10 protein-coding genes and 4 pseudogenes are annotated in these 13,986 nt (G+C 62.9%); 13 read left to right on the top strand and 1 reads right to left on the bottom strand.

All coding sequences use genetic code 11. The annotated features are described in order from the left end of the window. The first annotated feature begins 9 nt into the window (after nt 1-9). The 6 genes from nuoJ (at nt 10) to elaB (ending at nt 6,295) form a co-directional block, all read left to right on the top strand. Nucleotides 10-573 carry an NADH-quinone oxidoreductase subunit J gene (nuoJ, locus tag SOPEG_RS15305; protein ID WP_025245995.1) on the top strand — a complete coding sequence of 188 codons (564 nt, stop codon included), beginning with the start codon at nt 10-12 and terminating at the stop codon, nt 571-573. Further along, nucleotides 570-872, top strand: coding sequence for an NADH-quinone oxidoreductase subunit NuoK (gene nuoK, locus SOPEG_RS15300; RefSeq protein WP_025245994.1), 303 nt, complete (start codon nt 570-572; stop codon nt 870-872). The genes nuoJ and nuoK overlap by 4 nt, the downstream gene beginning before the upstream one ends. Next, nucleotides 869-2,713 (top strand): NADH-quinone oxidoreductase subunit L, encoded by a 1,845-nt coding sequence (nuoL, locus tag SOPEG_RS15295; protein ID WP_025245993.1) that lies wholly within the window; start codon nt 869-871, stop codon nt 2,711-2,713. The genes nuoK and nuoL overlap by 4 nt, the downstream gene beginning before the upstream one ends. A 102-nt stretch (nt 2,714-2,815) precedes the next feature. After that, on the top strand, nt 2,816-4,348 hold the full coding sequence (gene nuoM / locus SOPEG_RS15290) for an NADH-quinone oxidoreductase subunit M (RefSeq protein WP_025245992.1): 1,533 nt from the start codon (nt 2,816-2,818) through the stop codon (nt 4,346-4,348). A 6-nt stretch (nt 4,349-4,354) separates the two neighbouring features. Beyond that, nucleotides 4,355-5,812, top strand: a complete 1,458-nt coding sequence (gene nuoN / locus SOPEG_RS15285; protein ID WP_025245991.1) for an NADH-quinone oxidoreductase subunit NuoN — start codon at nt 4,355-4,357, stop codon at nt 5,810-5,812. A 162-nt stretch (nt 5,813-5,974) separates the two neighbouring features. Next, nucleotides 5,975-6,295: a stress response protein ElaB gene (gene elaB / locus SOPEG_RS15280; protein ID WP_025245990.1), complete on the top strand. Its 321-nt coding sequence runs from the start codon at nt 5,975-5,977 to the stop codon at nt 6,293-6,295. A gap of 108 nt (nt 6,296-6,403) precedes the next feature. Here the strand turns inward: elaB and SOPEG_RS27695 are convergent, their stop codons facing one another. After that, on the bottom strand, nt 6,404-6,784 hold the full coding sequence (locus tag SOPEG_RS27695) for a hypothetical protein (RefSeq protein WP_051419802.1): 381 nt from the start codon (nt 6,782-6,784) through the stop codon (nt 6,404-6,406). Here SOPEG_RS27695 and SOPEG_RS27690 point away from each other — a divergent pair. The 7 genes and pseudogenes from SOPEG_RS27690 to SOPEG_RS15240 all read left to right on the top strand — a co-directional run bounded on the left by SOPEG_RS27690 (nt 6,767) and on the right by SOPEG_RS15240 (nt 13,817). Beyond that, the gene (locus SOPEG_RS27690; protein WP_158382428.1) at nt 6,767-7,354 is read left to right on the top strand and encodes a chorismate-binding protein; all 588 of its coding nucleotides are present in this window, start codon (nt 6,767-6,769) and stop codon (nt 7,352-7,354) included. The two genes, SOPEG_RS27695 and SOPEG_RS27690, sit on opposite strands and share 18 nt — an antisense overlap. 207 nt (nt 7,355-7,561) lie before the next feature. Then, a pseudogene (gene menD, locus SOPEG_RS30945) lies at nt 7,562-9,069 on the top strand (2-succinyl-5-enolpyruvyl-6-hydroxy-3-cyclohexene-1-carboxylate synthase); the annotation flags it as partial. A gap of 49 nt (nt 9,070-9,118) precedes the next feature. Beyond that, the gene (locus SOPEG_RS15260) at nt 9,119-9,679 is read left to right on the top strand and encodes an alpha/beta fold hydrolase (RefSeq protein WP_051419798.1); all 561 of its coding nucleotides are present in this window, start codon (nt 9,119-9,121) and stop codon (nt 9,677-9,679) included. Nucleotides 9,680-9,757: 78 nt separating this feature from the next. Further along, nucleotides 9,758-10,616, top strand: a pseudogene (gene menB / locus SOPEG_RS15255) (1,4-dihydroxy-2-naphthoyl-CoA synthase). Then, a complete protein-coding gene (menC, locus tag SOPEG_RS15250; protein ID WP_025245985.1) occupies nt 10,616-11,308 on the top strand; it encodes an o-succinylbenzoate synthase in 693 nt (230 codons plus the stop codon). Before menB ends, menC begins: the two are co-directional and overlap by 1 nt. Before the next feature lie 24 nt (nt 11,309-11,332). After that, nucleotides 11,333-12,701 (top strand): annotated as a pseudogene (gene menE / locus SOPEG_RS15245) (o-succinylbenzoate--CoA ligase). A 183-nt stretch (nt 12,702-12,884) separates the two neighbouring features. Continuing rightward, a pseudogene (locus SOPEG_RS15240) lies at nt 12,885-13,817 on the top strand (molybdopterin-binding protein). Nucleotides 13,818-13,986 lie beyond the last annotated feature (169 nt).

The raw sequence follows: 13,986 nt of genomic DNA, 5'->3' as shown, positions 1-13,986 counted from the left end.
GAGACTGGCATGGAACTGGCGTTTTATCTTTCCGGCCTGGTGGCGGTGCTGGCGACGTTACGCGTCATCACCCATACCCAACCGGTACATGCGCTGCTGTACCTGATTATTTCGCTACTGGCCATCGCCTGCGTATTCTTTTCGCTGGGGGCCTACTTCGCCGGCGCGTTGGAAATTATCGTTTACGCCGGCGCCATCATGGTGTTGTTCGTGTTCGTGGTGATGATGCTCAACATGAGCGTCGGCCGCGATAAACAAGAAAGCGCCTGGTTGCGTCCCCGGGTCTGGATCGGGCCGTCGCTGCTGTCGCTGGTACTGCTGGCGGTGCTGGTGCGCGCGCTGGCCGGCGCGTGCGATCACGACATCGCGGGGGAGCTTATTGCGGCTAAAACCGTCGGCATCGCGCTGTTCGGTCCTTATGTGTTGGCAGTGGAGCTGGCCTCCATGCTGCTGCTGGCGGGGCTGGTGGTTGCGTTCCATCTGGGCCGCGACGAGCGCGACAGTGTCGATGCGCTTTATAAGGGGCCGAAGATGACCGACGCCATCAAGAGAAGAGGGGAGGAGCAAACATGATCCCGTTATCACACGGTCTCATCCTGGCCGCTATCCTGTTTGTGCTGGGCCTGACGGGGATGATGATCCGCCGCAATCTGCTGTTTATGCTCTTGGGGCTTGAGATCATGATTAACGCCTCGGCGCTGGCGTTCATTGTGGCCGGCAGCTATTGGGGCCAGGCGGACGGGCAGGTGATGTATATCCTGGCGGTTACCCTGGCCGCCGCCGAGGCCAGTATCGGCCTGGCGTTGCTGCTGCAATTGCACCGTCGCCGCCGGACCCTGGATATCGACACTGTCAGCGAGATGCACGGATGAACCTACTCTATTTAACCCTATTATTCCCCTTGGCGGGTTTCCTGCTGCTGGCGTTCTCCCGCGGTCGCTGGTCTGAAAACCTGGCGGCGACGGTGGGCGTTGGCAGCGTCGGGCTGTCGGCGTTGACCACCGTTTGGGTGGCGCTGGATTTCTTCGGCGCGCGCGGCGATGGCGCGGCGGTGTTTACCCAAACGCTGTGGCACTGGATGGCGGTGGGCGATTTTCAAATTCCCATCACCCTCAGCCTGGACGGCATGTCGCTGACGATGCTGTCGGTCGTCACCGGCGTCGGCTTCTTCATCCATCTTTATGCCTCGTGGTACATGCGTGGGGAAGAGGGCTATTCGCGCTTTTTCGCCTACACCAATCTGTTTATCGCCAGCATGCTGGTGCTGGTGCTGGCGGACAACCTGCTGCTGATGTATCTCGGCTGGGAAGGGGTGGGGCTATGCAGCTACCTGCTGATCGGTTTCTATTACAGCGAGTCGAAAAACGGCGCCGCGGCAATGAAGGCGTTTATCGTCACCCGCGTGGGGGATGTGCTGCTGGCGTTCGCGCTGTTTATCCTTTATGACCAGCTCGGAACGCTGAATTTCCACGATCTGATGGTGCTGGCGCCGCAAAAACTGGCGGAGGGCTCCCCGGCCATCACCTGGGCGACCCTGATGCTGCTGGGCGGCGCGGTGGGGAAATCGGCGCAGCTGCCGCTGCAAACCTGGCTGGCGGACGCTATGGCCGGTCCGACGCCGGTGTCGGCGCTGATTCACGCCGCCACCATGGTGACCGCCGGCGTGTATCTTATCGCCCGCACCCACGGCCTGTTCCTGATGGCGCCGGAGGTGTTGCATCTGGTGGGGATCGTCGGCGCGGTTACGCTGGTGCTGGCGGGGTTCGCCGCGCTGGTGCAGACCGATATCAAACGGGTGCTGGCCTATTCCACCATGAGCCAGATAGGCTATATGTTTCTGGCCTTGGGCGTTCAGGCCTGGGACGCGGCCATTTTTCACCTGATGACCCACGCGTTTTTCAAAGCGTTGCTGTTCTTGTCCTCCGGTTCGGTGATCCTCGCCTGCCACCACGAGCAAAACATCTTCAAGATGGGCGGCCTGAGAAAGTCGATTCCGCTGGTGTATATTTGCTTTTTGGTGGGCGCCGCGGCGCTGTCGGCGCTGCCGCTGGTGACCGCCGGCTTCTATTCCAAGGATGAAATCCTCTGGGGGGCGCTGGCCAATGGCCATAGCGTACTGATGCTGGCCGGCCTGGTGGGGGCGTTCCTCACCTCGGTGTATACCTTCCGCATGATCTTTATCGTGTTCCACGGCAAGGCGCAAATCCAGGCTCACGCCTGCCGCGGCATCAGCCATCATCTGCCGCTGGTGGTACTGATGGGGTTGTCCACCTTCATCGGCGCCTGGATTACGCCGCCGCTGGCGGGAGTCCTGCCGGCTGGTGAGTTCGGTCATGACGGTAAACTGGCGCTGGAAATCACCTCGGGCGCGGTCGCCATCATCGGTATTTGCCTGGCGGCGGCACTGTGGCTCGGCCAGCGCCGTTTGGTCAACGCCGTGGCCGCCAGCGCGCCGGGACGTTTCTTCTCGGTCTGGTGGTTCCACGCCTGGGGATTCGACTGGCTTTACGACAAGGTCTTCGTCAAACCCTACCTGGCCATCGCGCGGCTGCTGGCGCGCGATCCCCTTAACGCGGTGATGAATCTTCCCGCGCTGCTGGCGCGCTGGGCCGGACGCGGCCTGACGGTGAGCGAAAACGGGCAGTTGCGCTGGTATGCGACGTCGTTGAGTTTGGGTGCGGTTGTCGTGGTGGCGCTGTTGGTATTCGTTTAAATACCCCGAGCTTCGTTTCCGGCTCAGGGCGGGGCGGCGGGCAGAATGCCGCTCCGCTGATACGCAAGTTTATTGATTTTACAATTAGGGACGCAAAACGCCATGCTACTACCTTGGCTAATTCTTATCCCCTTTATCGGCGGTCTGCTGTGTTGGCAATGTGAGCGTTTCGGTACCCGGGTACCGCGCTGGATAGCCTTGATTGCCATGGGGCTGACACTGGCGCTTTCATTGCTGTTGTGGCAGCAGGGCGGATACACCCTGGCGATGGCCCAGGGGTTGCCGCAATGGCAGGTGGAGTATCTGCTCCCCTGGATCCCGCGCTTCGGTATTAGCATCCATCTGGCGCTGGATGGCCTGTCGCTGCTGATGGTGGTGCTGACCGGGTTGCTCGGGGTGCTGGCTATCCTCTGCTCCTGGCGGGAAATTCAGCGCTACCAGGGCTTCTTCCACCTTAACTTGCTGTGGATCCTGGGCGGCGTTATCGGCGTGTTCTTGGCCATCGACATGTTTCTCTTCTTTTTCTTCTGGGAAATGATGTTGGTGCCGATGTATTTTCTCATCGCGCTCTGGGGGCATAAAGCCTCCGACGGCAAGACCCGTATTACCGCTGCGATCAAATTCTTTATTTATACCCAGGCAAGCGGCCTGGTGATGTTGGTGGCGATACTCGGCCTGGTGCTGGTGCACTATAACGCCACCGGCGTCTGGACCTTCAATTATGAAGACCTGCTGCGCACGCCGATGTCGAAACGGCTGGAATACCTGCTGATGCTGGGGTTCTTTTTGGCCTTCGCGGTCAAAATGCCGGTGATGCCGCTGCATGGCTGGCTGCCGGACGCCCACAGCCAGGCGCCCACCGCCGGTTCGGTGGACCTGGCGGGGATATTGCTGAAAACCGCGGCCTACGGGATGCTGCGCTTTAGCCTGCCGCTGTTTCCTCACGCCTCGCACCAGTTTGCCCCCATCGCCATGTGGCTTGGGGTGGTGGGCATCTTTTACGGCGCCTGGATGGCGTTCTCGCAGACCGATATCAAGCGCCTCATCGCCTATACCAGCGTGTCCCACATGGGCTTTGTGCTGATTGCCATCTACAGCGGCAGCCAGCTGGCCTATCAGGGCGCGGTGGTACAGATGATCGCCCATGGTCTGTCGGCCGCCGGCATGTTCATTATTTGCGGTCAGCTGTATGAGCGCCTACACACCCGCGATATGCGGCAAATGGGCGGTCTGTGGGGCCGGCTGAGCTTTATTCCGGCGCTGTCGCTCTTTTTCGCCGTCGCGACGCTCGGCATGCCGGGCACCGGCAACTTTGTTGGCGAGATTACCATTTTGTTCGGCAGTTTCCCGGTGGTACCGGTGATTACGGTGATTTCCACGTTCGGTCTGGTGTTCGCATCAGTCTACTCGCTTATCATGATGCAGCGCGCGTATTACGGCCCGGCTAAATCCACCGAGCCGCTGCCGGGTATGACGCTGCGCGAACGACTGATTATTTTGTTGCTGGTGGTGCTGCTGGTGCTGCTCGGGTTCTTCCCGCAGCCGATTATGGATACCTCGGCCGCCGCCATGAGCAATATCCAGCACTGGTTCGCCGCCGACGCCGGTTCCACTATTTCAACGACAAGGCCGTAATTCGCCATGACAATAACTCCTCAACAACTGATCGCATTATTACCGCTGTTGATCGTCGGATTGACGGTGGTGGTTGTGATGCTGTGCATTGCGTGGCGACGCAACCACTTTATCAACGCAACGCTGACGGTCATCGGGCTTAACCTGGCGCTGCTGTCGCTGTGGTTCGTGGCGCAGAATGGCCCGATGGACGTGACGCCGCTGATGCGCGTCGACGGCTACTCTATGCTCTACACCGGGCTGGTGCTGATGGCCAGCCTGGCGACCAGCACGCTGGCCTACGCCTGGCTGGCGGGCTATCCGGGCAACCGCGATGAATTTTATCTGCTGGTGCTGATTGCCGCGATGGGCGGGATCCTGCTCGCCTGCGCCAATCATTTGGCGGCGCTGTTCCTCGGTATTGAGCTGATTTCGCTGCCGCTGTTCGGGATGGTGGGTTATGCGTTCCGCCAAAAGCGCTCGCTGGAAGCCAGCATTAAGTACACGCTGCTGTCCGCGGCGGCGTCCTCCTTCTTGCTGTTCGGTATGGCGCTGGTGTATGCCAGTACCGGTCACCTGTCTTTCGCCGGCATTGGCCAAACACTTAACGACGGCATGTTGGCGCAACCGGTGCTGCTGGCGGGTTTGGGCATGATGATCGTCGGCGTCGGCTTCAAGCTGTCGCTGGTGCCGTTCCACCTGTGGACGCCAGATGTTTACCAGGGCGCGCCCGCGCCGGTGTCCACCTTCCTGGCGACCGCCAGTAAAATCGCGATTTTCGCGGTGGTGATGCGTCTGTTCCTCTACGCGCCGGTGACCCACAATGAAGTGGTGCGGCTGGTGCTGGCTATCATTGCCTTCGCCTCCATGCTGTTCGGCAACCTAATGGCCCTGAGCCAAAGCAATATCAAGCGGGTGCTGGGCTATTCGTCCATTGCCCATCTGGGTTATTTATTGGTGGGATTGATTGCGGTGCAGGCCCACACGCTGGCGCTGGAAACCGTCGGCGTATATCTGGCGGGTTATGTGTTCGCAAGCCTGGGGGCGTTCGGCGTCGTCAGCTTGATGTCCAGCCCCTACACCGGCGAGGATGCGGATTCGCTGTATTCCTACCGCGGTCTGTTTTGGCATAAGCCGCTGTTGTCGTCGGTGCTGACGGTGATGATGTTGTCGCTGGCGGGCATCCCCATGACGCTCGGTTTTATCGGCAAGTTCTACGTTATCGCGCTCGGCGTGAATAGCCATCTGGGCTGGCTGACCGGTGCGGTGGTGGCCGGTAGCGCCATCGGGCTGTTTTACTACTTGCGTATCATGGTCAGCCTCTACCTGTCGCCGCCCGAAAACCTGCGGCGCGATACCCCTTCCAACTGGGCGCTGACCGCCGGCGGTGTTGTGGTACTGATCTCCTCGCTGCTGGTGCTGCTGCTCGGGCTGTATCCGCAGCCGCTCATCACGCTGGTGCAGTTGGCGCAGCCCATTCTCTAACTCAGCGCCGCGGGGCGTTTCCCCGCGGCCTCCCCCCTGCCAAGTGCGACATCAGCGATACGCCCGTTTTTTCGGATTGCTCCGGCGAGAATAGTCCTCCGGCGGGGGCATTTTTTGCCTATAGTTAGTCTGACGCCTTTCATCAGAACACGGAGAATAGTGATGACTACACCTAACGATCCCCTTCAGCCGCACGAAACGCATGTCGACGATGACGTGCAGCTCCTGTCCGAAACGCTGGAAGAGGTGCTGGCTTATTCCGGCGATAAAACCGATCAAAAGTATGTCGAGCTGAAGACCCGCGCGCAGCAGGCCCTGGATGATGTTAAAACGCGTGTGAGCCATGCGTCCGACACCTACTATCTGAAAGCCCGGCAGGCAGTGAGCGCCGCGGATGACTATGTGCAGGAAAACCCTTGGCATGGCGTCGGCATCGGCGCCTCGGTTGGGCTGGTGGTGGGGCTACTGTTGGCGCGCCGATAACCGCGGCCGGCTTGGCGGCGGCGCTAAGGCAATACGGCCGCGGCGTCGTCGATCCATCATCTCAGCCTGAATGCGCGCAGCGTCACATGCCGGTGACCTGCGCGTTTTTTATGTCCGCCGCTGTATCCGCAATGCTATTGGCAGCACCGCGACGGTCATGAAGAGGTGGCGAGCTGCGGAGCGGTGCGCCATTTCTCCTGCCTTGGCGATGCGCAGCGCTTCCTGGCCGCGCAGCCGGCGGTAAGGGATTTGCGGATTTGGGGGCTCAATGCCTTTGGTGCCGATGCGGGTGAGCCGGAAAGCGCGCTGTTTTTGCCGCGCCTGAGCTGGCGGCGTCTGCGGGATCGGTATCAGATAATAATGACGTTTTACAGCGAGACGTAGCTGGCCGCCGACGCCGCCGATTTTCTCGCCTGGCTTGAGGCCCACGGCGCCGACGCGCCGGCGCCCCTTCCGCCGCTGACGGCCACGGTGACCGGCGTGACGCATCTCCCCGAGCTGCCGGCGTGGCGATGCCTTGTAGCTCAAGCGTTGGGGCAATTCTGCCAGGGCGGGCTGGAGAAAGTGGTGCTGGCCCGGCGCTCTACGCTGCGCGTGGAGATGCCCCCTTCGCCGCTGGCGCTGATGGCGGCCAGCCGCCAGGTAAACCACCGGTGTTTCCATTACCTGATGGCCTGGTCGGCCCATGAGGCCTTTTTGGGATCCAGCCCGGAGCGGCTTTATCATCTCGACGATCGCAGGCTTGATACCGAAGCCCTGGCCGGCACCGTCGCCTGCGATCCGGATCCCCGGCAGGCCGCGCGGGCGCTGGATGTCAGCGGCCCGGAAATCATCCGCCTGCGCACCGTACAGCATTTGCGACGGGGGATTCAGGGAGATTTGCAGCACGCCGACGACAGCCTCTGCCTGGCGCTGCTGCAGCCGACGGCGGCGTTTATTCAGCGTCACGAACCCTTCGCCCGCCGCTGGTACGCCGGGTCGGCAGGCTACCTGACCCTTGATGAGAGCGAGTTTTGCGTGGCGTTGCGCTGTGCCCGGGTGTCAAGTCACCATATCTGACTTTATGCCGGCGCCGGTATTGTGCCGGGATCCGATGCCGATCAAGAATGGCAGGAAGTCGAAAATAAAGCCGCCGGTCTCCAATCATTATTTACCGGTGCGGCGCGGGAGTAGCAAACGTCGCAAATCGGTGTTTACATCAATATCCGCTCCCGCAGAGGACTTACAATAGGGTGTCACCCTTACCACCTAAGCGCCAGGCCCATCATGTCCCGTATTGTGTTTAACCGTCGCTGGGCGACGTTACTGCTGGAAACCCTGACCCGACACGGCGTAGGGCATGTTTGTATCGCCCCCGGTTCGCGCTCAACGCCGCTGACGCTCGCCGCAGCCGCCCATCCGCGCCTGACCCTCCATACCCATTTCGATGAGCGCGGGCTCGGACATCTGGCGCTCGGTCTGGCGAAAGCCGGCGGCCAGCCGGTGGCGGTGATTGTCACCTCGGGCACCGCCGCCGCCAATCTCTACCCCGCTTTGATAGAAGCCAGCCTGACCGGCGAGCGGCTGGTGCTGCTTACTGCGGACAGGCCGGCCGAACTTATTGACTGCGGCGCCAATCAGGCGATCCGCCAGCCCGGTATGTTTGCCGGTTTTGCCGCGACCGACGCCAGCTATTCCGGCGCGCTGGTTGGTCAGCGCCGTGGATGCGCTGCTAGACGAGGTCGCCCACGGCGGCGTGCATATCAATTGTCCGTTCGCGGAGCCGCTGTACGGCGCGGAAGAGGAACAAGAGGACGACTGGTCGCAAGCGCTCGGCGATGTGCTCTCCCATACCGGCCAGCCGTTGCCCCATGCCGATCTTTGGCTTAACGCTTCGGCGGCGGAGGAGATACTTGCCCGTACCGAGTTGGTGGTGCAGTTTGGCAGTAGCCTGACCGGCAAGCGTCTGCTGGCCTGGCAGGCCGATTGTCCGGCGCAAACACTGTGGCTCGTGGATCCGCTGCCCGGCCGGCGCGATCCGGGCCATCACCGCGGGCGGCGTATTTTCGCCGATGTCGAGCCCTAGCTGGCGCGACATCCGGCCGTGGTAAATCCCCCCTGGCCGCCGCCGCGGCGCGGCGGGTGCGTCAGGCGCTGTTGCCGGCGGCCGTGGCCCGGTCCGCCGTCGGCGTTGACCCGGCTTATTGCGCCGCTGGTGAGGGGCAAAGCGGCGCTGAGCCGGTGTATCATGGCGCGGACAGGGGGGCGATTCACGCCGGATCGGCTGGCGGGGCCGCTACCGCGTTGGCGGTCTGCGAGGCTCGGCTGGCCTATGGGTTGCCGGCGCTGTTGCCCGCGAAGGGAGGGGTCTTCCTCGGCAATAGCTTGACTGTACGATTAGCGGATGCGTTAGCGCAACTGCCGGCTGGCTATCCGGTCTGGGGCAACCGTGGCGTCAGCGGGATTGACGGTTTGCTGGCGACCGCCGCCGGCGTCGCGCGCGGGCCACCGCCGGGCCGCTGCTCGCGTTACTGGGGAACCTTTCGGCGCTGTACGATGTCAATTCGCTGGCGCTGTTCCGCCATTGCCCGGCGCCGGTGGTGATCCTGGTGGTGAATAATAACGGCGGTCAAATTTTCTTGCTGGTGCCGACCTCAGAGACGGTACGCTAGACCTATTACGTCATGCCGCAGCAGGTGGACTTCCGCCACGCGGCGGCGCTGTTTGGTTTAGGCTACCAGCGGCCGCGCGATATGGGCGCGTTGCGGACGGCCCTGGATACCGCCTGGTGCCGGCGCAGCAGGGCGCATCCCTGCTGCGCGAGCTGGTAGCGGAGATGGCGCGATGACGCCCTGGGCGGTGCGGCACAGGCAACCGGGCAGCCGTCGGCGGCCTTGTCTGGTCTGGCTGCACGGCCTGCTCGGCTCGGGCGACGACTGGTTGCCCGTTCTGCCGTATTTTGCCGGCTGGCCGCAGGTGACGCTGGATCTACCGGGCCACGGCGACAGCGCCGCACTGCCGCCGCAGCCGTTTGCCGCGCTGTCGACGACGCTCAGCCAGACCCTGCGCGCCCTGAACATTGGCGACTATATCACGATCGGCTATTCCCTCGGCGGGCGTATCGCGCTTTATCACGCCTGCCATGGCCAAGATTCCTTTTGGCGCGGGTTGTTTGTCGAAGGCGCGCATCCCGGTCTGACGGAGGTGATCCGGCTGCGCGCCGGTAATCGCGGCGCAGGCGTGGCGGCGATGTTGATCGTCGGCTCGTTGGGCCGCCAGCCGGATCTTCTGGCGCCGTTTACCTTTGCCGTTCGGTTATCTGTGCGGCGCCCAAGACGCCAAGTTCTCGGCGCTGGCCGAGCAGGCGGGGCTCCCCTGGTGGCCGGTAGCGGCGGCAGGGCATAACGCCCATCGCGGCAACCCGCGGGCGTTTGCTGAACGACTTCACTATTTGCTGGCTCCGTTTGAATAAAGGAATGCATGATGCTTGAACCTAATGAAGACTCCTGGTATGCCCCCCCTCGACTGGCGTGATTGCAGCGGCGACTTCACCGACATTCGCTATCACAAATCCGCGGACGGGATCGCCAAAATTACCCTTAACCGTCCGCAGGTGCGTAATGCCTTCCGGCCGTTAACGGTCAAGGAGATGATGCTGGCGTTGAGCGATGCGCGCTACGATGAGGGCATCGGCGTGATCATTCTCATCGGCGAGGGGGAAAAGGCCTTCTGTTCCGGCGGCGATCAAAAAGTGCGCGGCGATTATGGCGGTTACCAGGACTACGGCGGCGTGCATCATCTGAATGTGCTCGATTTTCAGCGCCAGATCCTCACCTGCCCCAAGCCGGTGGTGGCGATGGTCGTCGGCTACGCCATCGGCGGCGGCCACGTACTGCATATGATGTGCGATTTAACGCTGGCGGCGGACAATGCGGTCTTCGGCCAGACCGGACCGAAAGTCGGCTCGTTTGACGGCGGCTGGGGCGCGTCCTATATGGCGCGCATTGTCGGCCAAAAGAAAGCGCGGGAAATTTGGTTTCTGTGCCGCCAGTACAATGCAGAGCAGGCGCTGGAAATGGGGCTGGTGAATGCCGTCGTGCCGTTGGCGCGCCTGGAAATCGAGACCGTGCGCTGGTGTCGGGAGATGCTGGCCAATAGCCCCATCGCGTTACGTTGCCTGAAGGCGGCGCTCAACGAGGATTGCGATGGTCAGGCCGGTCTGCAGGAGCTGGCGGGGAATGCGACCATGCTGTTTTACATGACCGACGAGGGGCAAGAAGGCCGCAACGCCTTTGTCGAAAAGCGCCAGCCGGACTTCAGCCAATTCAAGCGTAATCCGTGATGCGCTGGACGGCGGGGGAGGCGTCGGAGTCGACGCTTGATGCCGCCCCGCCCTCGGTCGGTTTTGGCATCAGCTGCGCGCTGGCGGCTATGCCAGGCGCGCGGGTGGCCAAGCTTAAGGTGGGGCTGTATGAGGCGATCCGGGACAGCCTGACGGTGAATATGCTGTTATCGGCCTTGCCCGATTTGCGCCTGCGGCTGGATGCTAACCGCCGCTGGACGTGCGATCGCGCCTTGCAGTTCGCCCGCTATCTGGCGCCGGGCTGCCTGTCCCGCATCGATTTTCTTGAAGAGCCCTGCGGCCGCCCTGACGATTCGCTGGCTTTCGCGGAGCAAACCGGCATCCCCATCGCCTGGAACGAGAGCGCGCGCGAGCCGGGCTTTACCCTGCATGCCGTTCCCGGGGTGGCTGCGCTAGTGGTAAAACCCAGCCTGACGGGGGCGCTGGCGCGCTGCCGCCAGACGCTGGAGTGCGCCCAGGAGTTTGGTTTGACGGCGGTCATCAGCTCCGGCGTGGAATCGAGTCTGGCGCTGACCCAGCTTTCACGCCTGGCGCAGTGGCTAACGCCCGCGGTGACGCCGGGGCTAGATACGCTGTCGTTGATGCAGGCGCAACTGGTGCGGCCCTGGCCGGGCTGTGATTTACCGCTGCTGTCTTGGGCGCAGTTGGAGCCCATCGGGACAATGCCATGAGCCAAGGCCACGGGAGCGCGATCGATACCTGAGCATTGTGATGATTGGCCCTGGCACCAGTGGGCGCAACGTTATCCGCATGCGATCGCCCTGCACGGGCCGCAAGGGGAGCTGAGCTGGTGGCGGCTGTGCAGCGGCAGGCGGGCGTGGTCGAGGGTTGCGGCGTGGCGCTGAGGGGGCATAATTCGCTGGAGCTGCTGTTCGCCTATCTGGCGGCGCTCGAATGCGGGGCGCGGGTGGCACCGCTTAATCCCCGTCTGCCGGCGGAGCTGTTGGCACACCGGCTGCCGCCGCTCGATCTGGCCTTTGGCTGGAGCAGCGAGCCCGCGGCGTGGCCGTCAGGCATGGTGCCGCTCGAGGTCGACGTTGCGCGGCTGCTGTCGTCAGACCCGTCCGCCGCTGAGGCGCAGCCGCACCGGCCTTCGCTACCGCCGGCGGACACGCCATGGGATCCCCAGCGGCTTGCTACCCTGACTCTGACCTCGGGGTCGAGCGGGATGCCCAAGGCGGCGCACCGCTATGCCGCCCATTTATGCAGCGCGGCCGGGGTGGTCACGCTGCTGGATTTCCAGCGCGCGGGCTGCTGGCTATTGTCGCTGCCGCTGTATCATGTTTCCGGTCAGGGCATCGTCTGGCGCTGGCTGTATGCCGGCGCACGCCTGGCTGTGCAAGACGGCGTGCTGTTGGCGCAGGTGCTGGCAGGGTGCAGCCATGCTTCCCTGGTGCCGACGCAGCTATGGCGACTGCTGGACGGATCCCCTACGTCGCTCACGCTCAGCGATGTCCTGCTCGGCGGCGCGATGATCCCCGCCGAGCTCACTACGCGGGCCGAGGCGCAGGGCATCCGATGCTGGTGCGGATACGGACTGACCGAGTTCGCCTCCACCGTTTGCGCCAGACGCGCGGGCGTCGGGCTGCCGCTGGCTGGACGCAGTTTGCGGCTGGTACAGGGCGAGATCTGGCTGCGCGGGGCCAGTCAGGCGGCGGGTTATTGGCATCAGGGCACGTTGCTGCCGCTCGATGAGGGCGCCGGCTGGTTTCACACCCGCGATCGCGGCACGCTGGCGAATTGCGCATCGCCGGCCGGCTGGACAATTTGTTTTTTTGCGGCGGCGAAGGCGTGCAGCCCGAGGATATCGAACGCCTGCTCGCCCGCCATGACGGCGTGCGCCAGGCGTTTATTGCGCCGCTGGCTGACCCGGAATACGGCCAGAGGCCGGTGGCGGATTCCAACGTCCCGCTTGCGGCGCTGCGCGCCTGGCTCGAGCCGCAACTGTCACCGTGGCAGCGTCCCGTCGCTTGGTATTACTTACCGCCGACGCTGAACCAGGGCGGCATAAAAATCCCGCGGGGCGCTATCCACGCTTGGCTGGCGCAAACCCCTGCGCCGTAAGCGTGGGAACGGCGCGTTTTGTTCCGCGTCGTTCTCAGGCAATTATCGCATTTCGTGAAAATCCCTTGAACAGGTGTTGTGTTTGTCGATGCCGCTTTTTAAAGTGGCGGTACAGGATCACAGGAGAAGAGCATGCTTAGGGTAGAAATGCTGTGCACGGGCGATGAAGTGTTGCACGGGTAGATTGTCGACACCAACGCCGCCGGCGATGAACTGGTGGAGCATGCGGAGTGGCTGGCGAAAATGGCGGCCAGTAACCGCAAACAGGCGCTGATTCTCGCCAGCGCCGAGCTTATCGATAATCCGGTCGGCACCGCCTGCGGTTTTGCGCTACAGCTCAACCGCTGTTTGCTGTTTTTTACCCCGGGCGTGCCCTCGGAATTCAAGGTCATGGTGGAGCGCGAAATCGTGCCGCGGCTGCGCGAGCGGTTCGATTTGCCGGATCCGCCGCTTTGCCTGCGCATGACCACTTTTGGCCGCGGCGAAAGCGATCTGGCCAATGAGCTCGACGGCCTGCCGCTGCCGGAGGAGGTGGTGCTCGGCTACCGCTCCTCGATGCCGATCATTGAATTGAAGCTGACCGGCCCGGCCCACGAACGCGAGGCGATGGAGCAGGTATGGCAGCAGATTCGCGCTGTGGCCGGCGACAGCCAGCTTTATGAGGGGACCGACGATTTGCCGACCCGGCTGGGGCAGCGGGGATTAACCCTGGCGCTGGCGGAGCAGTTCACCGCCGGGATGGTCACCTGGCAGTGCCGGAGCGCCGGCGTGCCGGTGACGGGCGGCGAATGGTGGCCTGAAGCACCTGAGAGCGCTGGGCCAAGCGTCGATTTAGCGGCGCTGGCGCAGCAGGCCGCGCAGCTGGCGTAGCGTCACGGCGCCTCGCTGGGGCTGGTGGTAGGCGCTTTGGCGCAGGATCATTTCAGTGTGGCGCTGCATACGCCGGGGCGGGATTATGCGCAAACTATCGTCCTGCGCAACAATTTGGCGCGCCACCCGCTGCGCGCCCGCCAGTAAGTGGTGGCGCTGATGGCGTTAACGATGCTGCAACGCTGGCTGCTGGGGCGGGAGGTCTATGTAGAATATGGCTGGGTGCGACTTGCCGCCACGCTTTAGAACGCGCTGGGACCTACGGCGCCACAGGGGCGGTCACAGCGCCGCTAAGGCGTTTACGGTCTAATAAATAAAAGGGGGCAATCGTCCGGCGACGGCCCCCTTATGCATCCTACCGTGCAGGCTTAATCTACAATGCCGAGTTAACCCTTGGCGCGGGCTTAAGCCACGG

The sequence above is a fragment of the Candidatus Sodalis pierantonius str. SOPE genome, assembly GCF_000517405.1.
GTDB classification, from domain to species: Bacteria; Pseudomonadota; Gammaproteobacteria; order Enterobacterales; family Enterobacteriaceae; genus Sodalis_C; species Sodalis_C pierantonii.
Note: the sequence above shows the minus strand (reverse complement) of the source record. Positions and strands in the feature narration are given on the sequence as shown.